At 70.2% G+C, this 26,453-nt stretch carries 24 protein-coding genes and 1 pseudogene; 9 read left to right on the top strand and 16 right to left on the bottom strand.

The window, feature by feature from the left end; all coding sequences use genetic code 11:
• Nucleotides 1-128: 128 nt before the first annotated feature.
• Both ACFWP7_RS21775 and ACFWP7_RS21770 read right to left on the bottom strand, forming a co-directional pair.
• Complete coding sequence (locus tag ACFWP7_RS21775; RefSeq protein WP_384383244.1) at nucleotides 129-1,376, bottom strand: sensor histidine kinase; 1,248 nt, start codon at nucleotides 1,374-1,376, stop codon at nucleotides 129-131.
• 71 nt (nucleotides 1,377-1,447) lie between these two features.
• On the bottom strand, nucleotides 1,448-2,104 hold the full coding sequence (locus ACFWP7_RS21770; protein WP_384383242.1) for a response regulator transcription factor: 657 nt from the start codon (nucleotides 2,102-2,104) through the stop codon (nucleotides 1,448-1,450).
• A gap of 200 nt (nucleotides 2,105-2,304) precedes the next feature.
• Between ACFWP7_RS21770 and ACFWP7_RS21765 the strand changes: the two genes are divergently transcribed.
• The 4 genes from ACFWP7_RS21765 to ACFWP7_RS21750 are packed head-to-tail and all read left to right on the top strand — an operon-like array spanning nucleotide 2,305 to nucleotide 6,008.
• On the top strand, nucleotides 2,305-2,829 hold the full coding sequence (locus ACFWP7_RS21765) for a hypothetical protein (protein WP_384383240.1): 525 nt from the start codon (nucleotides 2,305-2,307) through the stop codon (nucleotides 2,827-2,829).
• Nucleotides 2,822-4,108, top strand: a complete 1,287-nt coding sequence (locus ACFWP7_RS21760) for a peptidoglycan-binding protein (protein ID WP_384383238.1) — start codon at nucleotides 2,822-2,824, stop codon at nucleotides 4,106-4,108. The genes ACFWP7_RS21765 and ACFWP7_RS21760 overlap by 8 nt, the downstream gene beginning before the upstream one ends.
• Nucleotides 4,105-4,806 (top strand): ABC transporter ATP-binding protein, encoded by a 702-nt coding sequence (locus ACFWP7_RS21755; RefSeq protein ID WP_384383236.1) that lies wholly within the window; start codon nucleotides 4,105-4,107, stop codon nucleotides 4,804-4,806. Before ACFWP7_RS21760 ends, ACFWP7_RS21755 begins: the two co-directional genes overlap by 4 nt.
• Nucleotides 4,803-6,008 (top strand): ABC transporter permease, encoded by a 1,206-nt coding sequence (locus ACFWP7_RS21750; RefSeq protein ID WP_384383234.1) that lies wholly within the window; start codon nucleotides 4,803-4,805, stop codon nucleotides 6,006-6,008. Before ACFWP7_RS21755 ends, ACFWP7_RS21750 begins: the two co-directional genes overlap by 4 nt.
• A gap of 182 nt (nucleotides 6,009-6,190) precedes the next feature.
• Here the strand turns inward: ACFWP7_RS21750 and ACFWP7_RS21745 are convergent, their stop codons facing one another.
• Nucleotides 6,191-6,592: a winged helix-turn-helix transcriptional regulator gene (locus ACFWP7_RS21745; RefSeq protein WP_384383231.1), complete on the bottom strand. Its 402-nt coding sequence runs from the start codon at nucleotides 6,590-6,592 to the stop codon at nucleotides 6,191-6,193.
• A gap of 66 nt (nucleotides 6,593-6,658) precedes the next feature.
• Here ACFWP7_RS21745 and ACFWP7_RS21740 point away from each other — a divergent pair, with 66 nt between their 5' ends.
• Complete coding sequence (locus ACFWP7_RS21740) at nucleotides 6,659-8,170, top strand: MFS transporter (RefSeq protein WP_384383229.1); 1,512 nt, start codon at nucleotides 6,659-6,661, stop codon at nucleotides 8,168-8,170.
• Here ACFWP7_RS21740 and ACFWP7_RS21735 read toward each other — a convergent pair.
• The gene (locus ACFWP7_RS21735) at nucleotides 8,143-8,988 is read right to left on the bottom strand and encodes an NAD(P)H-binding protein (RefSeq protein ID WP_384383228.1); all 846 of its coding nucleotides are present in this window, start codon (nucleotides 8,986-8,988) and stop codon (nucleotides 8,143-8,145) included. The two genes, ACFWP7_RS21740 and ACFWP7_RS21735, sit on opposite strands and share 28 nt — an antisense overlap.
• A 96-nt stretch (nucleotides 8,989-9,084) precedes the next feature.
• Between ACFWP7_RS21735 and ACFWP7_RS21730 the strand changes: the two genes are divergently transcribed.
• A complete protein-coding gene (locus ACFWP7_RS21730) occupies nucleotides 9,085-9,915 on the top strand; it encodes a helix-turn-helix domain-containing protein (RefSeq protein WP_384383226.1) in 831 nt (276 codons plus the stop codon).
• A 138-nt stretch (nucleotides 9,916-10,053) separates the two neighbouring features.
• The gene (locus ACFWP7_RS21725; protein WP_384383224.1) at nucleotides 10,054-10,869 is read left to right on the top strand and encodes a chitosanase; all 816 of its coding nucleotides are present in this window, start codon (nucleotides 10,054-10,056) and stop codon (nucleotides 10,867-10,869) included.
• A gap of 87 nt (nucleotides 10,870-10,956) precedes the next feature.
• On the opposite strand, the gene ACFWP7_RS21720 is transcribed toward ACFWP7_RS21725, so the two are convergent.
• The 11 genes and pseudogenes from ACFWP7_RS21720 to ACFWP7_RS21670 all read right to left on the bottom strand — a co-directional run bounded on the left by ACFWP7_RS21720 (nucleotide 10,957) and on the right by ACFWP7_RS21670 (nucleotide 19,896).
• Nucleotides 10,957-12,288 carry a nucleobase:cation symporter-2 family protein gene (locus ACFWP7_RS21720; RefSeq protein ID WP_384383389.1) on the bottom strand — a complete coding sequence of 444 codons (1,332 nt, stop codon included), beginning with the start codon at nucleotides 12,286-12,288 and terminating at the stop codon, nucleotides 10,957-10,959.
• 389 nt (nucleotides 12,289-12,677) lie between these two features.
• Entirely contained in the window at nucleotides 12,678-14,066 is a 1,389-nt protein-coding gene (locus tag ACFWP7_RS21715) for an 8-oxoguanine deaminase (RefSeq protein WP_384383222.1), read from the bottom strand.
• Nucleotides 14,067-14,197: 131 nt separating this feature from the next.
• Nucleotides 14,198-15,145, bottom strand: coding sequence for a factor-independent urate hydroxylase (gene pucL, locus ACFWP7_RS21710; protein ID WP_384383220.1), 948 nt, complete (start codon nucleotides 15,143-15,145; stop codon nucleotides 14,198-14,200).
• Between the two features lie 5 nt (nucleotides 15,146-15,150).
• Nucleotides 15,151-15,549 (bottom strand): hydroxyisourate hydrolase, encoded by a 399-nt coding sequence (gene uraH / locus ACFWP7_RS21705; RefSeq protein ID WP_384383218.1) that lies wholly within the window; start codon nucleotides 15,547-15,549, stop codon nucleotides 15,151-15,153.
• On the bottom strand, nucleotides 15,546-16,064 hold the full coding sequence (uraD, locus tag ACFWP7_RS21700) for a 2-oxo-4-hydroxy-4-carboxy-5-ureidoimidazoline decarboxylase (protein ID WP_384383216.1): 519 nt from the start codon (nucleotides 16,062-16,064) through the stop codon (nucleotides 15,546-15,548). Before uraD ends, uraH begins: the two co-directional genes overlap by 4 nt.
• Nucleotides 16,065-16,238: 174 nt before the next feature.
• Nucleotides 16,239-16,607 carry a helix-turn-helix domain-containing protein gene (locus tag ACFWP7_RS21695; RefSeq protein ID WP_384383214.1) on the bottom strand — a complete coding sequence of 123 codons (369 nt, stop codon included), beginning with the start codon at nucleotides 16,605-16,607 and terminating at the stop codon, nucleotides 16,239-16,241.
• The gene (locus tag ACFWP7_RS21690) at nucleotides 16,604-16,864 is read right to left on the bottom strand and encodes a hypothetical protein (protein ID WP_384383212.1); all 261 of its coding nucleotides are present in this window, start codon (nucleotides 16,862-16,864) and stop codon (nucleotides 16,604-16,606) included. The genes ACFWP7_RS21695 and ACFWP7_RS21690 overlap by 4 nt, the downstream gene beginning before the upstream one ends.
• A gap of 154 nt (nucleotides 16,865-17,018) precedes the next feature.
• Nucleotides 17,019-17,555, bottom strand: coding sequence for a tyrosine-type recombinase/integrase (locus tag ACFWP7_RS21685; protein ID WP_384383210.1), 537 nt, complete (start codon nucleotides 17,553-17,555; stop codon nucleotides 17,019-17,021).
• Nucleotides 17,556-17,596: 41 nt separating this feature from the next.
• Nucleotides 17,597-17,797 (bottom strand): annotated as a pseudogene (locus ACFWP7_RS21680) (MerR family transcriptional regulator); the annotation flags it as partial.
• A gap of 153 nt (nucleotides 17,798-17,950) precedes the next feature.
• Nucleotides 17,951-18,649 (bottom strand): response regulator, encoded by a 699-nt coding sequence (locus tag ACFWP7_RS21675; RefSeq protein WP_384383208.1) that lies wholly within the window; start codon nucleotides 18,647-18,649, stop codon nucleotides 17,951-17,953.
• The gene (locus ACFWP7_RS21670; protein ID WP_384383387.1) at nucleotides 18,646-19,896 is read right to left on the bottom strand and encodes a sensor histidine kinase; all 1,251 of its coding nucleotides are present in this window, start codon (nucleotides 19,894-19,896) and stop codon (nucleotides 18,646-18,648) included. The genes ACFWP7_RS21675 and ACFWP7_RS21670 overlap by 4 nt, the downstream gene beginning before the upstream one ends.
• Before the next feature lie 204 nt (nucleotides 19,897-20,100).
• On the opposite strand from ACFWP7_RS21670, the gene ACFWP7_RS21665 reads away from it, so the two are divergent.
• Nucleotides 20,101-20,793, top strand: a complete 693-nt coding sequence (locus ACFWP7_RS21665) for an ABC transporter ATP-binding protein (RefSeq protein ID WP_384383206.1) — start codon at nucleotides 20,101-20,103, stop codon at nucleotides 20,791-20,793.
• Nucleotides 20,790-23,138, top strand: coding sequence for an ABC transporter permease (locus tag ACFWP7_RS21660; RefSeq protein WP_384383204.1), 2,349 nt, complete (start codon nucleotides 20,790-20,792; stop codon nucleotides 23,136-23,138). Before ACFWP7_RS21665 ends, ACFWP7_RS21660 begins: the two co-directional genes overlap by 4 nt.
• A 105-nt stretch (nucleotides 23,139-23,243) precedes the next feature.
• On the opposite strand, the gene ACFWP7_RS21655 is transcribed toward ACFWP7_RS21660, so the two are convergent.
• Nucleotides 23,244-26,450, bottom strand: coding sequence for an amino acid adenylation domain-containing protein (locus tag ACFWP7_RS21655; RefSeq protein WP_384383384.1), 3,207 nt, complete (start codon nucleotides 26,448-26,450; stop codon nucleotides 23,244-23,246).
• Nucleotides 26,451-26,453 lie beyond the last annotated feature (3 nt).

Raw genomic sequence — 26,453 nt, 5'->3', positions numbered from 1 at the left:
CCTGCGCTGAAGCCCTCACGCGGGTGCCATGACCCTGCGCTGAAGGCCGCCGCGCGGGTGTCACGGCTTGCCCTGAAGCCCGCCGCCGCCGACGTCACGGCCCTGCGCTGAAGGCCGCCGCGCCGGTGTCACGGGTGCGCGTCCTGCGGGCACTCCGGCAGTGTCACCGTCACCGTCAGCCCGCCGTCCTCGCGCGGGCGGGCCAGGGCTTCTCCGAGGTGGGCGCGGGCGATGGAGCGGACGATGGACAGGCCGAGGCCGGCGCCCTTGGAGGTGACCACGCGGTCGACGCCGAGACGGCGGAACGGCTCGAAGAGGGCGGGGAGCTCGTACGGCGGCACGGCGGGACCGGAGTTGGTGACCTCCACCTCCACCCGGCCCTCGTCGTTCGTGCGGCTGACCACCTGAACCCAGCCCCCGTCGCCGGTGTTGTGCCGGATGCCGTTCTCGACCAGGTTGTGGACGAGGCGTTCGAGGAGCAGCGCATCGCCGAGGACGAGCGCCTCCCCCGCCTTCTCCTGAACGGTGACTCCGGCGCGCCCCGCCTCCCCCATGATCTGGTCCGTCACATGGGTCACCACGTCGGCGAGGTCGACGGGCAGCCGTTCGGCGATCTCGTTCTCCGAGCGGGCGAGCAGCAGCAGGCCGGTGATCAGCCGCTCGTGCCGGATGTTGATCTCCAGCAGGTTCTCGCCGAGTTGCCGGACGTCCTCGGAGGCCGTCTTGCGGTGCATGGCCACCTCGACGAGCGCGCGGCCCAGCGTCAGCGGGGTGCGCAGTTCGTGGGAGGCGTTGGCGACGAAGCGACGTTGGCCGTCGAAGGAGCGGTCGAGCCGCTCGACCATGGTGTCGAAGGTGTCGGCGAGATCCTTGACCTCGTCGTCGGGGCCGCGCAGCGCGATGCGCTCATGCAGGCCCCGGTCGGCGGCGGGCGAGCTGGCGATACGGTGCGCCGTGTCCGTGACCCGGTACAGCGGGGCCAGCACGCGCCCCGCGATCAGCCAGCCGAACCCGGCCGCGACGCCGCCGACGACGAGCAGCGCGAACCCTCCTTGGGTGAGCAGTGAGTTGGTGGCGACGTCCCGGAGCCGGTCGCTCTCGGCGCCCATCCATCGTTCGAGGTCGTCGAAGTCCCGCGGAGGCGTCGTACCCCCGCCGGAGATCAGTGTCCGCTCACCGTGCGGTTCACCGGACGGCTGTGCGGAAGGCGTTCCCGCGCCCGCCCGCGACTCGGAGACGACCTTCTGCCCCGAGCGGTCGAGCTGCTGGGTGAGCAGGGCGTAGGTGACACCGAGCAGGACCACACCGCCCGCGAAGAAGAGGCCGCCGTAGATCATGGTGAGGCGGGCGCGCAGGGTGATCCTGCGCGGAAGCAATCGGCGGGGCCACCGGGACCGTATCTTCGGCTGCGGCTCGGCCCCGCTCACCGGGTGTCTCACGGAGTCGTTCACAGGATCCGGTACCCGACGCCGGTGACGGTCTCCACGACGGCCGGGTCCCCGAGCTTGCGGCGCAGCTTGAGCACCGCGAGACGAACAGCCCCGGTGAACGGGTCGGCGTGCTCGTCCCACGCCTTCTCCAGGAGCTGCTCGGCGGAGACCGCGGCCCCCTCGGCGCGCAGCAGTTCGGCCAGCACCGCGAACTCCTTCTTCGACAGGGGGACGTAACGGCTGCCCCGGAACACCTCACCCCGGGCCGGGTCCAGGGTGAGCCCCGCGCGACGCAGTACAGGAGGCGCGGCGGGCCGCGATCGCCGTCCCAACGCCAGTACACGGGCGGTGAGTTCGGGGAAGGCGAAGGGTTTGACGAGGTAGTCGTCGGCGCCCAGGCCGAGGCCGAAGACCCGGTCGGTGACCTCGGCGGCCGCCGTGAGCATCAGCACCCGCGCGCTCGACTCGGAGGCGACCAGTTCCCGGCACACGTCGTCGCCGTGCACGAGCGGCAGATCGCGGTCGAGGACGATCACGTCGTAGTCGACGACCGTCGCACGTTCCAGCGCCGCCGCTCCGTCGTACGCGGTGTCGACCGCGTGGGCATGGCCCCGCAGCCACTCCGCGATCGCGTCGGCGAGCATCGGTTCGTCCTCGACCACGAGTACCCGCATCCGGTCACACCTCTCTCTGGGCGGAGTGCTCCGCACAGCAAGGGTGCCGGGAGCTGTGTTTCCTTTCTGTTAGTGATCGTCGACAGGCCGCACCCCAGAACACTCAAGTGCCATGGAAACGCTGGAGAAACAGCCGGCCCTGTTCCCTCCTGACGAGTGGCCGGAGAACTCCTCCGGTCCCGACACGAGGAGACGACGCGATGCGGAAACGGACCCGCGGCACACTCGCCGCCCTACCGCCGGCACTCGCCCTGGCGCTTGCCCTGTCCCTTTCGGGATGTGGCGCCGGCGGCAACACGGTGGAGACGGATGCGGCAGCGAGCAGGAAGGCGCAGGAGGACCAAGGGGTGAAGTTCGCGCAGTGTCTGCGTGAGCACGGCGTGGACGTGGAGGACCCGGAGCCCGGCAAGGGACTCCGGATCACCGGTCAGCTGCCCAAGGGTGAGGTCGATGCGGCGATGGAGGCCTGCCGCAAGTACGACCCCGTGCAGAACGGGGACGCGAGTGCCGACCCCGAGGCGGAGGAGCGGGTGCGCAAGCTCGCCCAGTGCATGCGCGACAACGGGGTGGAGGACTTCCCCGACCCGGAACCCGGCAGTTCGGGTCTTCGGATCGAGCAGAACGTCGCCGAGGACCCCGACTTCGCGAAGGCCCAGAAGACGTGCGACAAGTACGCCCCTGACGGCGGCGAAGGTCCGTCCAACGACAAGGCCGGCGATGAGTGAGGCGGCAGTTGTGCCCGACGACACCTCTCCCGAACGCACACCAACCGAAACGCCGAGCGACCGGTCGCGGCCCGAAGTCCGGTCCACGCAGGCGCATGTCGAACCCCTCCCCGAGATCGCAGAACCCGAATCCCGGTCCGAGACCATAGAACCCGAATCCCGGTCCTCCCCCTCGGAACCGGCCGAGCCGAATCGTCGCCGGCGCCACAAGCGCCGCCGCCGCAATGCCGTCATCGCCGTGGGTGTCATCGCCGCGGTCGGCGGAGCGGCGGCCGCCGGTCTCGGTCTGGCCGGACGCGACGGGTCCGGTGCCGCGTCCGCCACGCAACTCCCCCCGGCCACCGCCGATGTGACCCGCCAGACCCTCAAGGACAGCCAGTCCGAGGACGGCGAACTCGGCTACGGGACGGCGACCACCGCGACCGGCCGTGTCCCTGGCACCGTCACCGAACTCCCGGACGCCGGCGAGAAGATCACCCGGGGCAGGACCCTGTACGAGGTCGACGACAAACCCGTAACCCTCATGTACGGCGGAACTCCCGCGTACCGCGATCTGAAGCCCGGCGTCGAGGGCGCGGACGTCGAGGCGTTGGAGCGGAACCTCGACGCGCTCGGCTACTCGGGCTTCACGGTCGACGACGAGTACACCGACGCGACCGCCGACGCGGTGAAGGAGTGGCAGGAGGACCGTGGCCTGGACGAGACCGGGGCCGTCGAGCTGGGCCGGGTGGTGTTCGCGCCGGCGGCCGTGCGGGTGGACGCCGTGGAGGCCGAGGAGGGCGCCGCCACGGGTCCGGGCCAGAAGGTGCTGTCGTACACCGGCACCGCCCAGGTCGTCACGCTCGAACTCGACACCGCCGACCGCCGGTTGGCGGAGAAGGGCACGAAGGTCGCCGTCGGGCTGCCGGACGGTACGAGCGTCGAGGGGCGGATCAAGGATGTCGCCACCGAGATCGATCCCGGCGACGGCGGGCAGCAGGACCCGACGACCAAGGTGAAGGTGACCGTCGCGTTGGACGGCACCAAGGCGCAGAAAGCGGCCGCGTCCTACGTACTGGCCGCCGTCGACGTCGTCTTCACCGCGGGCGAGCGCAAAAACGTCCTCACCGTTCCGGTCGCCGCGCTCATGGTGCTTCCGGAGGGCGGTTTCGGCGTCGAGGTCGTACAGGGGTCGACCACGGCGTACGTGGCTGTCGAGACGGGGCTGTTCGCGAACGGGCGGGTGGAGATCACCGGCGAGGGCATCGCCGAGGGTACGAAGGTGGGGATGCCCGCATGATCTCGCTGACCGATGTCACCAAGGTCTATCCCGGCGGTGTCACCGCGCTGGCCGGGGTGTCCCTGACGATCGCGCGCGGTGAACTCGTCGCCATCGTGGGCCCGTCGGGCTCCGGGAAGTCGACCATGCTGCACATGCTCGGCACGCTCGACCGGCCCTCGTCGGGCAGTGTGCGGGTCGAGGGGTACGACGCGGGCGCACTGTCGGACGCGCGGCTTTCGGCGCTGCGGGCGCGCCGGATCGGCTTCGTCTTCCAGCGGTTCCATCTGGCGGGCGGGACAACGGCGTTGGAGAACGTGGCCGACGGTCTGCTCTACTCCGGGTTGCGGTCGGCCGAGCGCCGCCGTCGCGCGGCGCAGGCCCTGCGGCGGGTGGGCCTGGGGCACCGTATGCACCACGAGCCGCAGGAGTTGTCCGGCGGTGAGCGTCAGCGGGTCGCCGTGGCCCGCGCGGTCGCCGGGGACCCTCCGCTGCTGCTCGCCGACGAGCCGACGGGGGCGCTGGACTCCGTGTCGGGCCTGGGTGTGATGCGGCTGCTGCGCGAACTGCACGGCGCCGGCACCACGGTCGTGATCATCACCCATGACCGGGAGATCGCCGACTCGCTGCCACGGCGGGTGCGGATGCGGGACGGCCGGGTGGTCGAGGACACGACGGAGCACGGCGTACGGGACCGGGCGCCGGAGGTGGTCCGATGACCACGGATCTCCTGCGCCCCGCCCATCTCGGCCCGGCCGACGTCGTCAGAGTCGGCGCCGTCGGCCTGCGCACCCGGCCGCTGCGGGCCTTCCTCTCGGCGCTCGGCATCGCGATCGGTATCGCGGCGATGGTTGCCGTCGTCGGCATCTCGTCCTCGTCCCGCGCCGATCTCGACCGTGCGCTCGCGGCCCTCGGCACCAATCTGCTCACGGTGTCACCGGGCTCCACCCTGACCGGCGGGGAGGCCGAACTCCCCTCCACCGCGGAGGACATGGTGTCCCGCATCGACGGCGTGGAGTCCGTGTCGGCGGTCGGCAGGGCGGAGGACGCGAAGGTCTACCGCAGCGACCGGATCCCCGAGGCACAGACGAACGGCATCGCGGTGTACGCGGCCCGCACATCTCTACGGGCCACGATCGGCGCCGAGTTGGCGAGCGGGACCTGGCTGAACGGGGGAACGGGCAGTTATCCGGCGGCGGTGCTCGGTGCGACGGCCGCCCAGCGGCTCGGCATCGGGAAGGCGAGTCCGGACACCCAGGTGCGGGTCGGCGGCAGCTGGTTCACGGTGGTCGGGATTCTCCAACCATCCGAACTGACACCGGAGTTGAACACGGCGACGCTGGTCGGCTGGCCGGTGGCCGAGTCGGAGCTGGGGTTCGACGGGCATGCCACCACGGTCTACACCCGCTCCGCCGACACCTCCGTGACGACGGTCCGCGAGGTCCTGGGCGCCACCGCCAACCCCGAGGCACCGAGCGAGGTCCAGGTCTCCCGGCCCTCGGACGCGCTGGCCGCCAAGCAGGCCGCGGGCGAGGCGTTCACCGGGCTGCTGCTCGGCCTTGGCGCGGTGGCCCTGCTCGTCGGCGGGGTGGGGGTGGCGAACACGATGGTCATCTCGGTCCTTGAGCGCCGGGCGGAGATCGGACTGCGCCGCTCACTGGGCGCGACGCGACGGCAGATCCGTACGCAGTTCCTGGCGGAGTCCCTGCTGCTGTCCGCCCTCGGCGGTGCGGCGGGTGCCCTGCTGGGCCTGACCGTCACCGCCGGGTACGCCCTCTACCAGGGCTGGCCGACCGTCGTACCGCCCTGGGCGCTGGCCGGTGGCATCGCGGCGACCCTGGTGATCGGCGGCCTGGCCGGGCTCTACCCGGCGATCCGGGCATCGCGCCTGTCCCCGACGGAGGCACTCGCGACGCCGTGAGAACGCGGACCTCCCGACGCCGAGGGAACCCGGACCTCGCGGCGCCGTGAGAACGCGGACCTCCCGACGCCGCGAGACGCGAACCTCGCGGCGCCGTGAGACCCGAACCCCGTGCAGTACCGCAAGACCCGAACCGTGCGGTACCGCAAGACCCGAACCGTGCGACATCGCAAGAACGCGGCCTACACGTCCAGCAGCTCCGGCCGGTGCTGGGCGTCGTAGGCCGCGCGCGACTCGGCGATCGTGCCGCGGTGCCGCTCGGCCCAGTCGGTGAGGGACAGCAGCGTCTCGTACAACTCATGGGCCACCGGGGTGAGTTCGTACTCCACCTTCGGTGGCACCGTGGGATGGACGGTGCGCGTGACCAGTCCGTCGCGCTCCAGGTTGCGCAGCGTGAGGGAGAGCATGCGGCGGCTGATGCCCTCCACGCTGCGCTCCAGTTCGGTGAAGCGGATCGGCCCGTGCGCGGCGGCGACGATGATCAGCACGCTCCATTTTCCGGCGACCCTGTCAAGAACCTCGCGGACGGGGCAGGCCTGCGCGTGCACTGCCTGCGGGGTAACACCGGTGTTCCCCTGGGACATCGAAGTGCCTCCTTATGCCGGTCTCCATGGTCACTCACGATGGACCCCGTTACAAGTCGTGCACCTATGGAGAACGTCGAGGTCATCGCCATGCAGTCCCACACCGTGCCACCGGCACCACGAACCTACTCCCGCTGGGCCTCCCTGGTCGTGCTCTGCGCGGGCACGCTGATGACCGTCCTGGACGGGAACATCGTCACGGTCGCGATGCCCGCGATCCAGAGCGACCTCGGCTTCTCGGGCCCGGGCCTCGCCTGGGTCGTGAACGCGTATCTGATTCCCTTCGGCGGGCTGCTGCTGCTCGTGGGGCGGCTCGGGGATCTGGTGGGCCGCAAGCGGATGTTCGTCGCCGGGCTCGCCGTGTTCACCGCGGCGTCCGTCCTGTGCGGGGTCGCCACCAGCCAGGGCATGCTGGTCGCCGCCCGCGCCTTGCAGGGTGTCGGCGGGGCGATGACCTCGGCGGTCGTCCTCGGCATGCTGGTCGCCCTGTTCGCTGAGCCGCGCGAACAGGCCCGCGCCATCGCGGTGTTCAGCGCTGTCGGCGCGGGGGGCGGGGCACTCGGCACCTTCCTCGGCGGGGCGCTGACGCAGGCGGTCGGCTGGCACTGGATCTTCCTGATCAACCTGCCGATCGGGGCGGCGGCATTGCTCGCGGCGCTCCGCATCCTCGCCTCCGATCAGGGAGTCGGCCTCGGCAAGGGCGCCGACTATCCCGGAGCCGCACTGGTCACGGGCGCACTGATGCTGACCGTGTACGCGATCATCGGCGCCGGCGACCGCACGCTGGGCGCCACCCTCGCCCTCGCCGCCGTATCGCTGGTCCTCTTCACCGGCTTCACCCTGCGGCAGACACGGGCCGCTCGCCCACTGCTGCGGCTGCGGCTCTTCCGCTCCCGCGCCCTGACGGGTGCGAACGGCGTCCAGATCCTGATGATCGCGGGGATGTTCGGCTTCCAGTTCATTGGCGCGCTCTATCTTCAACGCGTCCTGGGCTACAACGAGTTGCTCACCGGCACGGCGTTCCTGCCCGCGCCGATCGCGATCGGGGTGCTGATGCTGAGCCTGTCGGCGCGCACGATCGCCCGCTTCGGCCCGTACCGGGTACTGCTCGTCGGGCTCGTCCTCATCACGGCGGGCATGGCGCTGCTCAGCCGGGCCCCGGCCGACGGCAAGTACCTCGCCGACGTGCTGCCTCCGCTGCTCCTCCTCGCCGCCGGCTTCGCCGCCGCGATGCCCGCGGTGACGGGACTCGCCATGTCGGGCGCCCGCGAGGAGGACGCGGGACTCGCCTCCGGGCTCTTCAACACCACCCAGGTGGTGGGCGGTTCACTGGGTCTGGCGGTCCTCACGACCCTGGCGGCGAGCCGCACGGAACGGCTGCTCGGCGAGGGTGGGCAACTGGTCGCGGCGACGGCGGACGGCTACCGGCTGGCGTTCACGGTCGCCATGGGGATCACCGCGACCGCGCTGGTACTGGCGGCGGTGCTGCTGAGGCCGGGGCGTGTCTCCTCCTCCGCGGGCACGGTGGAGGAGGCACCCGAGGCCGAGCCTCAGCCCCGCGCGAACGCCTCCCGGTGATCGCGCGCCCACCGGTCGTAGGTACGCGGATCACGGCCCAGTACCCGGCGTACGTCCTCGGTCAGCACCGCGTTCCCGCCTTTGCGGACGTACACCGTACCCGCTAGGACGCCTTCGGCGCGGGTCTCGGGCATTCCGGCCTCGAGGAACTGCGCGCGGAGCACGTCCGGGGGTACGTCGACGGTGGTGACCGGGCTGCCGAGGACCTCGGCGAGGGTGGCGGCCTGGTCGGACGTGGTGAGGAGCTCGGGTCCGGTCAGGGTGTACGTGCGGCCTGAGTGCCCCGGCGCGAGCAAGGTCTCGGCCGCGACCTCGGACACGTCACGCGGATCGATGACACCCTGCGCGCCCGTCCCGGTCATGTTGGGCACCGGGCTGCCGGAGTGGATCGCCTCCGCCCACCTCAGCGTGTTGGAGGCGAACGACGAAGGGCGCAGCACGGTCCACTCCAACTCGCTGGCCTGGACAGCCTGTTCACCGCCGACATGCCAGTTGCCCAGGGCAGGGTCGCCCGTACCGATGGAGGAGAGCTTCACGACCCGCCGTACGCCCGCCGCCCGCGCCGCCGCGACCAAGTCCGCGTCGGCGTCCGCGTCGCCGGGGCCGAGGACGCCCACGGAGAAGAAGGCGGACACCCCGGACATGGCGGCCTCGACGGACGCGGGCTCGTGGTAGTCGCCGCGCACCACCTCGATGCCGGCGGGCACCTGAGCGCGGGAGGGGTCCCGGGTCAGCGCGCGGGCCTTCTCGCCGCGCGCCGCGAGCTGCCGCAGAAGTTCACTGCCGATGGTGCCCGTGGCACCGGTCACTAGAATCATGTCCTCCACCGTGTCGAGCCGGTGCGGTCGGCCGCTAGGAGATTCCGGCACGGTTCCCGGGCCCGGCGAAGGCCCCGGCGCGTCTACCGTGGAGGGGTGACCACCCCGTATGAGACAAGGCCGGGCGCGAGCGGTCTCGCCGAGGAGCGTCTGGCGCTGCCCGGGGTGCTGCGTCCCTGGTTCGTCGGCGCTGCTTTCACGTCCGTCGAGGGCGAGTTGCACGAACCGTTCACCCATGTTCCGGACGCCGCAACGAAGATGGTGGTCCGGGTCGAGGAAAACGGCCGCCGCGATGTCCTGGTCGTCGGACCGCGCACCCGTGCCTCCTACCATGCGAGCAAGCGGCTTGCCTCGTGTGTGCAACTGCGCCTCGGACCTGGCGCGGCCCGCCAGTTGTTCGGCGTACCGGCGGTCGATCTCGTCGGCCGGGTCACACCACTGCGAGATTTCCCCGGCGACCATGCTCGCCAACTGGCCGACGAACTCTTTCCGTTGGAGCCCGCGCAGGTGGTGCCCCATCTGGCGGAGGCGCTGCCCGAACGGCTCGCCCCGGCCGACCCGTCGCGTACGCGACTGCTGCGCGCGGCGCTCGCGGCGATGTCGACGGACGTGGGCCATCTACCCGTGGGCGTGGGGGAATTGGCGACAAGCCTCGCCGTCAGCGAACGCCAGCTGCGCAATCTCTTCGCGGACGGCATCGGCGTCTCCCCCAAGCACTACGCCCGCATCACCCGCGTACGCCACATCCTCACGCACGCGCGCAGCGCGCCGGACACCCCCTGGGCCCAACTGGCCATCGCCACCGGCTACTACGACCAGTCACACATGACCGCCGACTTCCGCACGCTGATGGGCGTTCCGCCCACGTCGTTCTTCACCGGCCGCCTCCCCGGGCCCCAGCCCTGCCAGGCCTACCGCCGCGCCTGAAACCCGGATACGACCACCCGGCGCCGTACGGCCATGGAACATCCCATCCCTTCCTGACGGGTATACGACAACCGCGATCTCTGGTAGGAAACTTTCCTAACAGTACGTGGAAGCGTCACTCTCCCCAACGGAGGTACCGTGCACACCCCCCACATACACACGTCACGCCGCACCCTGCTCGCCCTGATCGGAGCTTCACTGGTGGCAGGTCCTGTCATCGCGACCCAGTCCGCGAGCGCGGCGGCGGTCGGTCTGGACGACCCGGCGAAGAAGGAGATCGCCATGAAGCTGGTGTCCAGCGCGGAGAACTCCTCGCTGGACTGGAAGGCGCAGTACAAGTACATCGAGGACATCGGCGACGGGCGCGGCTACACGGCCGGGATCATCGGCTTCTGCTCCGGCACCGGCGACATGCTCGACCTCGTGGAGCTGTACGCACAGCGCAAGCCCGGCAACGTACTGGCCAAGTACCTGCCCGCCCTGCGCACCGTGGACGGCACCGACTCGCACCAGGGCCTGGACCCCGGGTTCCCCGGCGACTGGGCCAGGGCGGCCCAGGACTCGGCGTTCCAGCAGGCCCAGAACGACGAGCGCGACCGCGTCTACTTCAACCCGTCCGTACAGCAGGGCAAGGCCGACGGGATCGGCGTCCTGGGCCAGTTCACCTACTACGACGCCATCGTGATGCACGGCAACGGCGGCGACAGCACCAGCTTCGGCAGCATCCGGCGGCGTGCCCTGGCGAAGGCCAAGCCGCCGGCCCAAGGTGGCGACGAGGTGACGTACCTGAACGCGTTCCTCGATGCGCGCGTCTGGGCGATGAAACAGGAAGAGGCGCACTCGGACACCAGCCGGGTCGACACCGCGCAGCGGGTCTTCCTCCAGAAGCGGAACCTGAGCCTGAATCCGCCGCTGGACTGGAAGGTGTACGGCGACAGCTTCCACATCGGCTGATCTGACCGAAGGCACGGCGGCCTGACCGAACGTACGGCGGAGGGCGCGACACCCCTGGGGTGCCGCGCCCTCCGTATGCCCGGGGCGTCAGTGGGCCGGGACCGCCTTGAGATCGTCGCCCGCCTCCATGGGATGGGTCACGTCGTCCGCGTCCTGCCCCTTGCCGAGGTGGTTGAAGACGAGGTTGAGGAGGACGGCGGCCACGCACCCCGTCGAGATCCCCGAGTCCAGGACGATCTTCGCCGTCTCCGGGAAGGCGTGGTAGAACTCCGGCGCGGTGATCGGGATGATGCCGACGGCCAGTGACACGGCGACGATCAGAACGTTGTTGTCCTTCTCCAGGCCCGCCCGTACGAGGGTCTGGATGCCGCTGGCCGCAACCGAGCCGAAGAGGACGACGCCCGCGCCGCCGAGAACGGGACGCGGTACGACGGCGATCAGCGACGCGGCCATCGGGCACAGGCCCATCAGCACGAGGAAACCGCCGCCGGTGGCGACGACGTACCGGCTGCGGATCCTGGTCATCGCGACCAGGCCGATGTTCTGCGCGAAGGCGCTGCACATGAAGCCGTTGAAGAGCGGGCTGAGCGCCGAGCCGAGGGTGTCGGCGCGCAGGCCGGCCGCGATGGTCCGCTCGTCGGCCGGGCGCTCGACGATCTCCCCCAACGCCAGCATGTCCGCGGTCGATTCGGTCATCGAGACCACCATCACCACGCACATCGAGAGGATCGCGGCGATCTGGAACTGTGGTGCACCGAAGTGGAACGGCGACGGGAAGCCGACGACGTCCGCGTCAGCCACCGGTCCGAAGTCCGTGACGCCGAAGGGGATCGCGACGAGCGTGCCGATGACGAGGCCGAGCAGTACGGCGATCTGCTTGACGAAGCCGCGGGTGAAGCGGCGCAGCAGCAGCACGATGAGGAGCGTGGCGGCGGCCAGGCCCAGATAGGTCGTCGAACCGTAGTCGTCCGCCCCGGGGTTGGGCCCCTGCGCCCAGCCGAAGGCGACCGGCAGCAGCGAGACGCCGATGAGTGTGATGACGGTGCCGGTGACGACGGGCGGGAAGAAGCGGACCGCCTTGCTGAAGAACGGGGCGGCCATGAAGCCGAGGACGCCCGCGACGATGACCGCGCCGAAGATGACGGGCAGTGCATCGCTCTTGTCCTTGGTGGAGGCGACGACCGCGGTCATCGGGGCGACACCCGCGAAGGTGACGCCGTTGACGAACGGCAGCCTGGCGCCGATCTTCCAGAAGCCGATCGTCTGCAGGAAGGTGGCGAGGCCCGCCGTGAACAGACAGGCGCCGGTGAGGAAGGTCAGCTCGGTGGCGCTCAGACCGACGGCGGCACCGACGATCAGGGGCGGCGCGACGACTCCGGCGTACATGGCGGCGACGTGCTGGAGGCCACTGGTCGCCATCTTCAGGGGCGGGAGTTTCTCGTCAACCGGGTGCTTCTGCTGGCCAGTTGGTTGTGCGTCGGTGCTGGGCTCGGGCTGCTGGGCGGCCACGGCGGCTCCTCCGGTCGGTTACACGTCGGCGTTGACGCGGGGTTCAGGGAGGTGGTGCGCGGTCGTGCGGGACCGGGACGGAGACCGTTCGCGGGCGGGGGTAACAGACATCGTTCGGGAGGAACGGAGACCGCCTGAGGGAACGGAGACCGCTCCGGGGCGCGCACGTCCACGCACGCCCCGGACACGGCCGCCATGGACCCCGCTCGGGTCCACGGCTACCGGCCGGGGGCCGTCCCCCTCGGCCGGAGATCTTCGGTTGTTCGGGCCTGTACGGCGGTGTGCGTCGAGCCGAACCGTCAGGCCCGCGCGGCGATGCGCGCGAGGCGCTGTGCCTGGTCCCGTGTGGAGCGGGCGATGGCGTCCTCGTCGACGTGCAGGAGCCGGCTGTCCTCGACGACCGGCCGGCCGTTGACCAGGGAGAGGGTGACCGGGGCCGCCGCGCCGAAGACCAGCGCGGTCACCGGGTCGGCGATCGAGGCGTGGGCCAGGGTGTCCAGCTTCCACAGCACGAGGTCGGCGAGCTTGCCTGGCTCCAGGGAGCCGATCTCCGCAGCCCTGCCCAGGACTTGGGCGCCACCGAAGGTGCCGAGACGCAGCGCCTGACGGGCGTTGAGGGCGGCCTCGCGGTGTGCGCCGAGGCGGTTGATGAGGAGCGCGTTGCGCAGTTCGGTGTGGAGTTCGCCGGACTCGTTCGACGCGGTGCCGTCGACGCCGAGGCCGACCGGGACGCCGGCCGCGAGCATGTCGGGGACGCGCGCGATCCCGGCCGCCAGACGGGCGTTGGAGGACGGGCAGTGGGCGACACCCGTCTTCGTACGGGCGAAGGCGGCGATGTCGGAGTCGTTCATGTGGACGCAGTGCGCCATCCACACGTCCTCGCCGAGCCAGCCCGTCGACTCGAAGTACTCGGTCGGGCCCATGCCGAACAGTTCCTTGCAGAACTGCTCCTCCTCCACGGTCTCCGAGCCGTGCGTGTGCAGCCGTACGCCCTTACGGCGGGCCAACTCGGCGCCCTGCCGCATCAGTTCGGTGGACACGGAGAACGGTGAGCAGGGCGCGACGGCCACCTGCGTCATCGCGCCGAAGGAGGCGTCGTGGTGCTCGTCGACCGTCGCCTCGGTCGCGGCGAGGGCCCCTTCCAGTGTCTCGACGGCGAAGTCCGGCGGCAGCCCGCCGTCCTTCTCGCTGCGGTCCATCGAGCCGCGGGCCAGGGTGAAGCGGACGCCCGTCTCCCGCGCGGCCCGGATGATCGCGCCGGACAGGTCGCCGGACCCCTTCGGGAAGACGTAGTGGTGGTCCATGGCAGTGGTGACGCCGCCGCGGGCCATCATGGCGAGGGAGCCCTGCGCTGCCGCGTACGTCATCTGCTCGTCGATGCGCGCCCAGGTCGGGTAGAGCGCGACGAGCCAGTTGAAGAGGTTGTGGTCGGTGGCCAGACCCCGGGTGATCCACTGGTAGAAGTGGTGGTGGGTGTTGACCAGGCCCGGGGTCACCAGGTGCCCGGTGCCGTCGATGCGGCGCACGACGTTCTCCAGGCCCTGCGGGGCCCTGCCCGCACCGAGAGACTCGATGAGGTTGCCCGCGACGACGATGTGGCCCGACGTGTACGCGGTGTCATCCGCGTCCACCGTCGCGATCGCACAGTTCTCGATGACGATCCGCTGGACTTCCGCCGATGCTGCCATGGTGCGTCCTTCTTCCTATCCGGGGGTGGGCACGGCAGGACCCTAGGAGGTTTGAGTACCGCGGCGGGGAGGCCACGGGTGCCGAAGGAGGGGGTGCCCCCGGCCGGCCGGACGAGGACACCGGGCAGGGATCAGAGATTGGTGAGGTCCACCGGGATCCGCGGCTCGACGCCGTCGCGGATGACGGTGGCCTCGATGAGCCCGTACGGGCGGTCCGCCGCGAAGTAGACCTCATTGTCGTTCTCAAGGCCGAACGGCTTCAGGTCCACCAGGAAGTGATGCTTGTTCGGGAGCGAGAAGCGGACCTCGTCGATCTCGCTGCGGTTGTCGATGATCCGCGAACCCATTTGGTACAGGGTCTGCTGAAGGGAGAGCGAGTAGGTCTCCGCGAAGGCCTGGAGCATGTGCTTCCTGACCTTGTCGTAGGACTTCTCCCAGTTGGGCATCTGCTGGTCGTCGGCCGACCAGTTGAAGCGCCAGCGGGCGGCGACCTGGGTGGCCAGGATGCGGTCGTACGCCTCGGGCAGCGTCGTGTACTTGTCCTTGACGTAACCCCAGAACTCGGAGTTCGTCGAGTTCATCACGACGAGGTCCTCCAGCCCCGAGATGATCTCCCACGACGAACCGTCATACGTGATCTGGCTGACCCGGGTCTCCTGGCCCTTGCGCACGAAGGAGTGCTTGACCTCGTCGGCGCCGATGAACTTCGAGTCGGCGTCCGAGGTCTCGATGCGCTCCCAGGAGTACTCCTCGATCCGGATCCGCGCCGTCCTGATCGGCTCCTGGCTCGTCACGAAGTGCCGGGCGAGGTGGATGCCGAACTGCTCGGCGGACTCGATGCCGTGCTCCTTGGCGAAGGCGTACACCGTGTTCTTGGTGGTGTCCGTCGGAAGGACGTTCGCGTTGGAGCCCGAGTAGTGGACCTCCTCCATGTCGCCGCTCAGCGCGACCGACACGTTCAGGTCCTTGATGTGATGGGTGTCGCCGTCCCGCGTGATCTTGACGACGCGGTTCTCGGCCTTGCCGTACTGGTTCTGCCCCAGGATCACAGGACGGGCAGGACGGGCATTGTCGGTCATGTCTGCTAGCTCCCTCGGTAAACGGAGTAGCCGAACGGGTTGAGCAGCAGCGGTACGTGGTAGTGCTCGCCCGGCCTGACGGCGAAGGTGATGATCACCTCGGGGAAGAACACTCCGGTCGCACCGCTGTCCCGATTCGCGGGGGCGTCCTGCTGCGCATCGGCTTGCTTCTTCTCTTGGTACTCCTCGACCGCGAAGTCGAGCCGTACGTGGGTCGTCCCCTCCGGCAGCGCCGGAAGGTCCTTGCACCGGCCGTCCGCGTCGGTCGCGGAGCCGCCGAGTGCCTGCCAGTGCGCGTCACGCCCGGAGCGGGCCGCGAGCTGAACCGCGACACCCCCGGCGGGGCGCCCGACGCTGGTGTCCAGGATGTGCGTGGACACGGAAGCTGTGCTGTCGGTGCTCATACGTCATCTTCCTGCTGTACGAGATTGGCCAGACGGATGCGGTTGATCTTGCCGAGCTCGGCGCGGACGGTCTCGCGCTCCTGCCCCGGCGCGTTGCCGATCCGTTCCTTGACCGCGTCGCGCATCTGCTCGCCGGTCCTGCCGGTGGCGCAGATCAGGAAGACGTGGCCGAACCTCTCCTGGTAGGCCAGGTTCAGTTCGAGCATCTCCTCCTTGAGCTCCTCGGAGGCGCCGGCCATGCCGCGCTGCTCCCGAGAGGAGGTCGGGTCCCCCGGCTTGGGCCGGCCGATCGGCGGATGCCCGGCCATCGCCTCCGCCAGGTCTGCGGTGGTCAGGTCGGCCATGGCGGCGTCGCTGGCAGCGAGGAGGTCGGCGAGACTTGCGAAGGGGCGGCGGGCGAGCAGACCGCTCCCCCATGCTGACGAGGCGCACGCCTCGTGGAGGGCGGCGGCTGCCGCATGCTCCTCCAGGGCGTTGAACCGGGCGAGGCCCGGTGTCGAGGAACTCGAAGTCACGGGAGCCTCCGTGGCCTTGTTGCTGGACGGGCTGCGGATAGCTAACGCCCTCGGAAACTTCACGTCAACACTTTGTTGAAAACTTCGGGTAACAAAAGCCGCCGCCCGGATCGTCCGGACGGCGGCGGGTCACAACCGGGAGGCCTTCAGCGAGGCCTACGACATATCCCCAGGTCAGGAGTCCTTCTCCCGGTTCAGATAGTTGTAGACGGTGAAGCGGCTCACCCCGAGGGCGCTCGCCACCGTCTCCACGCCGTGCCGCACGGAGAAGGCGCCGCGCGCCTCCAGTATCCGTACGACCTCCTGCTTGGCCTTGCGGTCGAGGTCGGCCAGCGGCCTGCCCCGCTTGCGCTCCAGGGCGGCCAGGATGTGGTCGAGGGAGTCGGCGAGCTGGGGCAGGCGTACGGCGACGACGTCCGCGCCCTCCCAGGACAGCACGACGTCATCGGCGCCCGCCTGGTCCACCGGCAGCATCTCGCCCCCCATGGCGTCGACGAGCGGCTTGACGGCCGAGACGAAAGGGTCGTCCCCGAAACCGGTCACTTATCGCCCTCCTCGACGGCGCCGACGACGTTCACCTGCAACGAGACCCGGGTGGCGCCCGCCGCCAGGGTCTTGCGCAGCAGCGCGTCGACCGCGCCAAGGACCGCGTCCGCACCACCCTCCGCGGTGTTGCCGAACGGGCCGACATCCACGGCGTCCAGCTCGGCGGCCTCGATGACCTCACGGGCGACCAGCGCGTGCGGCGGCGCCTCGTCGAGGTCGAAGGGCTCGGTCGTGAACTCCACTCTCAATCTCACTATGCCCCCATGGCATCTCTGACCTGCACGTTCTCTCAGTCCTCCGGCGGAGAGGGCACATCCGGGGCACATTCCCCCGTCAGGGCACCGAATGCCCGGTCCACCGCGACCCTGGTCCGTTCCTCCGACTCAAGGAAGAGATGGCTGTACACGTTCAGGTCATCGCAGCGTTGGTATGCCCCAGTCGCTCCGCCACGACCTTAACGGACTCCTCCGCGGCGATCAGCAGAGATGCGTAGGCATGCCGTAGGGCGTGGGGTCCGGTGCCATTGGGGAGCTTGGCCTTGGCGATGGCTGGACGCCAGATCTGCTCGTAGAAGCGGGACGAGTGGATTGGCTCGCCCTTTTCATTCCGAAACAGAAAATCTTCCCTATGGGCAGGGAAATTGTCGAGATGCCCCCTGAGTGATGTCGCGATAATGCCGGACAGCGGGACCCTGCGATGAGACCTTCTCGTCTTCGGAGGACACACGTGAACCCCCTTTTCACCCGGAACTCGCTGAATCTGCTGCTCCACCTTGACCATGCGGTGAGTGAAGTCGATATGCTTCACTTTCAGCCCAAAAAGCCCTCCAGGGCGGAGACCGGTGCCCGCGCCCAGGATAACCAGGGCGCGATATCGGCGCTGTACAGCATTAGCCAAAATGCCCACTTGGTCCACCGTTAGTGGCACGATTTCAGCATGAGGCACCGATGGTAGTTTGACACCTGCGCATGGACTCCGCGGAATTATTCCATCGCGAACCGCAGTTCCCGCAGCGTGCGGACCAGTTCGACGCGGGCCACAGACCCGGCGTCGTACAGGCGGCAGCGGCTCTTGGAGCGGGCCACGGGCGGTACCGCTCCCTCGTCCGACCAGAAGTGCCTGGTGCGCGCAGAGAGTCCGGTGCGCTGTGCGAGCCGGCCGATGGTGAGCACGTCGGGGGTTCGCAGTCCATAGGAGAGATCCTGGACCCTCCAGCCGCGGGAGTCTCAAGTGCCCCAGTGCGGCATCCCGTCAGTTCGCGGTCACCGACCGGCCGGGCACGCGGCTTTCTCCGTGGCGCAGTCGGCGCGACGGCACCGGTCGCCTCGCGCCTCCCGTGTCTACTCGTGGTCGGCGGAGCACAGCGGGTCCTCGCGTTCGCCGCGGCTGACCAGGCCCGTCTCGTAGGCGATGACGACGGCCTGGGCGCGGTCGCGTAGGGAGAGTTTGGCGAGGATGCGGGAGACATGGGTCTTCACCGTCGCCTCCGACAGGTGGAGCCGGTCGGCGAGTTCGGCGTTGCTCAGGCCCTGGGCGAGGCGGCGCAGTACCTCCAACTCGCGTGGTGTGAGGGCAGCGAGGTCGCGATGGAGGGCGGTCGTGTCGGGGGTTCGGCGCGCGAACCGCTCGACGAGGCGGCGGGTGATGACGGGGGCGAGGAGCGCGTCGCCGGAGCGGACCGTGCGGACGGCGGCGACGAGATGTTCGGGCGTGACGTCCTTGAGGAGGAAGCCGCTGGCCCCGGCGGACAGCGCCGCGTAGACGTAGTGGTCGAGGTCGAACGTCGTCAGCATGACGACCCGTGGTTCGTCCGCGGCGCCGGTGAGGATACGCCGCGTGGCCTCCAGGCCGTCCATCTCCGGCATCCGGATGTCCATCAGCACCACGTCGGGCCGGGTGCGCCGGACCGCGTCGACGGCCTCGACGCCGTTGGTCGCCTCGGCGACCACCTCGATGCCCTCGGCGGTGAGGATCATCCGGAAACCGGTGCGTACCAGCGCCTGGTCGTCGGCGACCACGACACGCAGCGGTTCGGTCACGCTTCCTCCAAAGGAATCAGTGCATGGACGCGGTAACCGCCGAGCGGGCACGGGCCGGTTCGCAGGGTGCCGCCGTAGACGGCCAGTCGCTCGCGGAGGCCGATGAGCCCATGACCGTTGCCGGTCGCCGCGGATGGGCTCGGGCTGCCGCCGGAGTCGGTGACCTCCACCCGTAGATCGTCGCCACCGTAGTCGACCTTCACTCTCGCGGTCGCCCCGACTGCGTGTTTCACCGTGTTGGTCAACGCCTCCTGCACCACGCGGTAGGCGGCGAGTTCCACGCCGGCCGATACGCGGCGCGGTGTCCCGGAGACGTCCAGTTCCACCGACACTCCGGCGCTCCGCATGCGCGCGATCAGCGTGTCCAGCTGGTCGAGTCCCGGTTGTGGCTCGAGCTCTTCGGGGTCGGCCGACTCGGATCCGTCCGCGTTCATCGTGAGCAGCCCCATGACGTGGCGCAGCTCGCTCATCGCGGACCGGCCGCCGGCCTCCACCGCGAGCAGCGCCTCGGATGCCTGGTCGGGGGCCGCTTTCATGACCTTGCGGGCGGCTCCGGCCTGGATGACCATCATGCTGACGTTGTGCGTCACCACGTCGTGCAGTTCGCGGGCGATCCTGGCGCGTTCGTGCTCGACCGCCCGGCGCAGCGCCTCCGCCTGTTCACGTTCCACGGCGGACAGCCGCGCACTGCTCTCGTCGGCCCGGAGCTTCCATGCCCGCAGCCCGTTGGCCGCCACGACGAGCGGCACCGCGATCAGCAGGGGAACGTACTGCGTGGGCACGGTGGGTGCCCCCGGATCCCCGACCGTGGCGACCAGGAGGACCGCGACGGGCAGGCTGGCCAGCGTCGCCACCCGGTAGGGGCTGTAGGCGGCGGCACTGTAGGCGGCGATCACGCAGGCGTAGAACGTGAGCCGCGCCGCGTCACCGGGCGTGAACAGGGTGGCGCCCATGACGATCCACAGCACGGCCAGTGGATACCGGCGGCGCAGCGCCAAGGGTGCGGAGGCCAGAAGCGCCAGGCCCAGCAGGGCGACCCAGTCGACCGCCCGGGTCGGGTAGCCGATCGGAACGGGACGGTCCTGCCGGCTGTCCCATCCGTGCAGGTTGTCGAGGACGTATTGGGCCGCGGCGACACCGAGGCACAGCGCGAGTGCCGCGTCGAAGGCCTTGTTCCGCCGGGTGGGGCTCGGGGTGGGGCCGCTGGGGCGCGTCAGCGCCCTGGCTCCCTGTCGCACGCGGTCCATCACCGGGCCATTGTCACCGATGGCCCACATCACCGGCATCCACACGGAGGGCCTCTCGGATACACCGGTCGACTACATCTCAGGGATGACACCGACCGGCATCAGCCCAACGCGGTACGGGAATTACCCCTGCCGACCGTCGTGCTCCCCAGGGCCGCGCCCCTAGCGTCACACCCATCAGATGTGAGCAACGAGGGAGCGTCCATGACCACACCGGTGATCGAACTGCGCGAAGTGAGCCGCCGCTACGATGCCGGGCCACCGGCCCTGCAGAACGCGTCGATGACCGTGCAGGCCGGTGAAGCCGTCGCGATCCTGGGTCCGTCCGGCAGCGGGAAGTCCACCATGCTCAACCTGATCGCGGGCCTGGACCGGCCCGACACCGGAACCGTCACGGTGGACGGCGTACGCGTGGACCAGCTCGGCGAGGCCGGCTCCGCCCGCTACCGACGCTCGAAGATCGGCATGGTCTTCCAGTTCTTCAACCTGCTCGACGATCTGACCGTCGCCGACAATGTCGTCCTGCCCGCGCAACTGGCCGGAATGGGACGGCGCGAGGCGAACCGCCGCGCGGCGGACCTGCTGGAGTCGCTCGGTATCGCCCGGCACGGCGGCGCCTTCCCGGGCCGGCTGTCCGGCGGGCAGCGTCAACGCGTCGCGGTGGCAAGAGCCTTGATGAACCGCCCGCCGCTCCTCCTGGCGGACGAGCCGACCGGCGCGCTGGACTCCGCGTCCGGCGAGGACGTGAGCGAGCTGCTCAGGGAGCTCAACGCCGAGGGTCAGACGATCGTCATCGTCACCCACGACCTGTCCCTGGCGCAGTCCTGCACGAAGCGCACCGTGCAGCTCGTCGACGGCCGGATCACCGCCGATGTGAACGCGGGGGTCGCCCGATGAGCGCCCTGGGCCGCGTCGTCCGCTCGGGTGTGGCGCGCCGCCGCGTGCAGACGCTGGTGATCGGACTGGCCGTCATGATGGCGGTGACCGCGTCGGTGCTCGGCGGTTCCCTGCTGGTGGCGTCCGACGCGCCGTTCGACAAGGCTTTCGTCCGGCAGCACGGTTCGCATCTCACCGCGCAGTTCAAGGCCGACAAGGCGACAAGCGCGCAGCTGGCCGCGTCCGCGGACGCCCCGGGCGTCGACGCCGCCTCGGGCCCGTACCCCACCACGACGATCAATCCGCAGGTCAACGGCATGTCCGTCGCGCCGTTGTCGGTCGTGGGCCGTGCGAAGCCCGGCGGGGACGTCGACAAGATCTCGCTGACCGAGGGCCGTTGGGTCAAGGGCCCCGGCGAGATCGTCCTGTCGGCCGATTCCGGCCTCCTGGCACGGATGGGCCTGGAGCTCCAGTTCTCGGACCTGCCCGGCAGTCCAACGCTGAAGGTGGTCGGCATGGCACGTACGGTCAGCCGTACCGCCGATGCCTGGGTGGTGCCGTCCGAGATCACCGCGTTGACGCCGACCGGCGCGACCGGTGGTTACCAGATGCTCTACCGCTTCACCAAGGCGGACACCGCCGCGGAGATCGGCAAAGGGCGGGCCGCGGTCACGGCGGCCGCTCCCGCGGGGTCGATGGCGGGTTCGCAGTCCTGGCTCGCCCTCAAGAAGGTCTCCGCGCGCGACACGTCGCTGTTCGTGCCCTTCCTCGTCGCGTTCGGCGTCCTGGGCCTGGTCATGTCGGTGCTGATCGTCGGGAACGTGGTCGCCGGCACGGTGGGTACGGGGCTGCGGCGGATCGGCGTTCTCAAGGCCATCGGATTCACCCCGGCCCAGGTCGTACGCGCCTATGTGGGCCAGGCCCTGCTGCCGGCGGCGATCGGGACCGCGGCCGGCGTCGTGATCGGAAACCTCCTGGCCGTTCCGGTGCTGTCCGAGACCGCGGACGCGTACGGCACCACGGGCCTGACCGTAGAACCTTGGGTCGACATCGCAGTGGTCGCCGGGGCGTTGGGCGTGGTGGCAGTCGCCGCCTGTCTGAGCGCCTGGCGTGCCGGCCGACTGCGGACCGTCGACGCACTGGCCGTCGGGCGAACCCCCGCGCCCGGCCGAGGGCGCCGGGCGGCCCATGTGGCCGCCCGGCTGCCCCTCCCCCGTCCCGTCAGCCTCGGTCTGGCCCGTCCGTTCGCCCGCCCCGCCCGTACGGCCTCGATGATCGCGGCGGTCCTGTTCGGCGCCACGGCCGTCACCTTCGCCACCGGCCTGGCGTCCTCGCTCAGCGAGGTGGTCACCGCGAGGGACCACAACGCCGCCGATGTCACCATCGGCGTCGTCGGCCCGCAGGCCGGACCCGGTGGCCCTCCCGGCGGGAGCCAGGCGACACCCGACGCCGCCGCCGTCGACGCGGCGATCGAGGCGCAGCCCGGAACCGCGAAGCACTACGGAAGCGCCACGACCGAGGCGACCGTCTCGGGCGTGGCCGGGTACACCAACGTCGTCGCGTTCGACGGCGACGCCTCCTGGGGCGGCTACACGATGGTCTCGGGACACTGGATGAGCAAGGCGGGCGAGGCCGTCGTGCCGACGCCGTTCATGACCGCCACCGACACGAAGGTCGGGGACACCGTCACGCTCAACGCAAACGGCAAATCGGTCACGGTCAAGATCGTGGGCGAGGTCCTCGACACCCGCAACGGCGGCATGCAGGTCTACACCGACGCCGCGACAGTCGAGAACGTCGAACCGGGCCTGCAGGCCACCAGCCAGTACATCGCGGTGACGTCCGGTACCTCGCTGAGCAGTTACGTCTCCGAACTGAACCAGAAGCTGCAGCCGCTGGGTGTCAGTTCGACGAGCGCCAAGAACGAGAGCGAGAGCGACACCGTCGTCATCCTCAACTCGCTGACCGCGATCCTCACTCTGATGCTGGTCGCCGTGGCGGGGCTGGGTGTCCTCAACGGTGTCGTCCTCGACACCCACGAACGCATCCGTGACCTCGGTATCCACAAGGCACTCGGCATGACACCCCGTCAGACCATCTCGTTGGTCGTCACGTCGGTCGTCATCGCCGGACTCATCGGCGGCGCGCTGGGGGTGCCGCTCGGTATGGCCCTGCACGGCGCGGTGATGCCGGCCATGGGGCGCAGCGCCGGCCTGAACCTGCCCGACTCCGTCATCGCCATCTACCACGCGCCGGAACTGGTCCTGCTCGGTCTCGGCGGTCTGCTCATCGCCGTCCTCGGCTCGCTGATGCCGGCCGGCTGGGCCGCCCGGACCCGTACCGCCACGGCCCTGCGCGCCGAGTAGAGCCCCGTGGAAGCGCCCACGCGGAAGGTCCCGTCCGATCGTCACGATCGGACGGGACCCCGTCACCCGGACCAGCGCCTCCCCACGTTCAGCGAGCCGTCGGGGTCACTCCCCCGCAGCCCGTCGCGAACGCAGCCACGCGGACACGGCGTCCCACGCCAGCCCCAGCACTTCGGGCCGCGCCATGTCGGAGTGCTCGCAAGGCAGGCCGACGGAGGAGACCGCGCCACTGAGATACGGCTCCCACAGCGCCGTCGGGGAGAAGTCCGTCGGCTTTCCCTCCTCCGCGACGAGGAGCAGCGTGTCGCCGTCGAACCGGCCGAACTCGTGCTCGGCCCTGATCTCCGTGTTGTTGCGGTAGATGCGCGCCATGAGCATGAGCTCCTCGTCCGAGAAACCCGCGAGCAGATGGCCCAGTTCGGCGCGGATCCTGCTCACCAGTCCGGCATCGACACCGTGCGCCGACACGGCGGGCCCGGCCGGTACCGCCGAAGCGTCGTCGGCAGGAGCACCGGCCGCCGGGAGCGGAGGATAGGCATCCATGAGGATCAGCGACACCTCCTCGCCCTCGGCCCGCAACCGCACCGCGATCTCGTGCGCGGGGGTACCACCGAACGACCATCCGACGAGGTGGTACGGCCCCGACTCCTGCACGGTGCGCAGCTGTTGGACGTACTCCGCCGCCATCTCCGCGACGGAGTGCGCCACTTCACTCGTGCCGTCGAGACCACGCGCCTGGAGCCCGTACAGCGGATGTCCCTCCGGGATGTACCTGGCGAAGGGCAGATAGCACCAACTCAGGCCGCCACCGGGGTGGATGAAGAAGAAGGCCGGATCGCTGCCCGTGGTCCGGATCGGCAGGAGCCCGCCGAGCGCGTCCTGGACGGACGACAGGTTCAGGGTGCCCATCAGCCGGGCGGGCGTCGGGTTCGCGATCAGCTCCCGCATCGAGACCGACACACCCCGGGCACGCAGCCGCTCCATCAGGGTGACCGCCAGCAACGAGTGCCCGCCCAGCACGAAGAAGTCGTCGTCCACACCGACCGAGGGCACGCCCAGCACTTCGGCGTACGCCTCGCACACCGCCTCCTCGAGCACCCCGGCGGGTCCGCGGCCACGCGCCTCCCCGGCGGCCGGCCCCGGCAGGTGCTGAGGCGCGGGCAGCGCCCTGCGGTCGAGTTTGCCGTTCACCGTGAGCGGCAGCGCGTCGAGCACCACCACCGCGGACGGCACCATGTACGGCGGCAGCCACTCCGCCGCGAACTCCCGCACAGCTCCGGCGAGTACGGCCGGTTCGACGGCGCCGCCGCCGGACGGGACGACGTACGCGACCAGCCGCTTGTCGCCCAGCGTGTCCTCCCGCACGACGACCGCGGCCTGACTCAACTGCGCCTGCGTGGCGAGCACCGCCTCGATCTCGCCCGGCTCGATCCGGAATCCCCGGATCTTCACCTGGTCGTCCGCCCGCCCCGCGAACAGCAGTTGGCCGTCGGCCGTCCAGCGGGCCCGGTCCCCGGTCCGGTACATTCGGGAGCCGTCCGTGGCGTACGGGTTCGCCACGAACCGTTCCGCGGTCAGGCCCGCACGGCCGACGTAACCGCGAGCCAGTCCCGCGCCCGCGACATACAGCTCACCGGCAACGCCCACCGAGACCGGCTCCAGGCGCTCGTCCAGCACGTACACCCGGGTGTTCACCACCGGCGCACCGATGGCCACCACCTCCGCCTCCGTGTCGCAGCGCCACAGCGTGGCGTCCACGGTGGTCTCCGTCGGGCCGTACGAGTTGAACATCACCCTGTCCCTGGACCAGCGCGCCATCACCTCCGGCGGGCACGCCTCCCCCGCCACCACGAGCACCGTCTCCGAGCCGAGCGACTCCTCGTCGAGTGTCGCCAGCACGGCCGGCGGCAGGGTCGCGTGGGTCACGCCCCGCTCCGACAGAAAGCGCGGCAGGGCGACTCCGAGCCGCCGGTCGGCCGGTACGACGACCAGCGCGGCCCCGGTCAGCAGGGCCATCATCCACTCCCAGCCGAAGGTGTCGAACGCCGCCGACGCGAACTGCGCCACCCGTGCCCCGGGGCTCACCCCCAGATTCCGTACATGGCCCTCGATCAGACTCGCCACGCCCACGTGGGAGACGAGCACGCCCTTCGGCCGGCCCGTCGAACCCGAGGTGTAGATCACGTACGCGGGGTTCTCGGGCCGCAGAACACCGCGCTCCGCGACGCTCAGCGTGGCGGAGTCGAGCGCTGCGACCTCCCAGGCTACGGCCGCGTCGTCGACCACCACCCGTGAGACACCGTCAGGCACGACCTCGTGCAGAACGGCGGAGGTCAGCACGATCCCCACCCGCGCGTCCCGCACCACATAGGCCAGCCGTTCGGCCGGGTACTCCGGATCCAACGGCACATACGCGCCACCGGCCTTCAGGACGCCCAGCAGCGCCACCAGCAGGCCGGCACCCCGTTCCAGGCAGACCCCGACCAGCGACTCCGGGCCGACGCCGAGAGCGACCAGATACCGTGCCAGCCGGTTCGCGCGGGCGTCCAGCTCCGCGTACGACAGTTCGGCGTCCTCGGCCACCACGGCGACCGCGTCGGCGGCGCGCGCCACCTGCGCCTCGAACAGCTCCGTGATCGTCCCCCGGACGAGCTCCGCCTCCGTGTCGTTCCACACGGTGAGTACGTCGCGACGCTGCTCCGGGTCGAGCACGCCCACGGCTCCGATCGCACTGCCGGGATCGTGCAGCAGGGCGGTGACCAGATGGTCGAGGCAGGTGTGCAGCAACTTGGCGATACGCTCCGCGTCCGCGGTGGCCACGGCGTCCACGGTCAGCCCGAACCCGTTTCCCTCGTCGTCGACGGCCACGGTCACCGGGTAGTTGGTCGCCTGCCGGCTGTGCATCGTCCTGATGCCTTCGAAGGCACCGGCGCCGCCTTGCCGCGCCGCCGGCGGCGAAGTCCGCTCGTTGTGCCGGTAGTTGAAGAGGGAGGTGAACAGCGGACTGCCCCCGGGCACCCCACTGGCCTGCTGCGCCACCGCCAACGGCGCATGCTCGTGCACCAGCAGCTCCGCCAGTTGGTCCCGCAGGCCGGACAGGGAGTCCTTCACACCCGTCGAGTCCACCCGGACCCGTACCGGCAGCGTGTTGAGGAACAGACCCGGGACGCGGTCCGACCCGGTACCGGCGTTCATTCGGCCGAACAGCACTGTGCCGAACACCACGTCGTCCCGACCGCTGATCGCGGCCAGTACACGCCCCCACGCCAGGTGGAACACGGTGGCGGTACTCATCCCCAGCGAACGTGCCACCTC

The organism is Streptomyces sp. NPDC058470 (genome assembly GCF_042721055.1).
In the GTDB taxonomy this organism is placed as follows: Bacteria; Actinomycetota; Actinomycetes; order Streptomycetales; family Streptomycetaceae; genus Streptomyces.
This window is presented reverse-complemented; position numbering and strand designations above follow the sequence as displayed.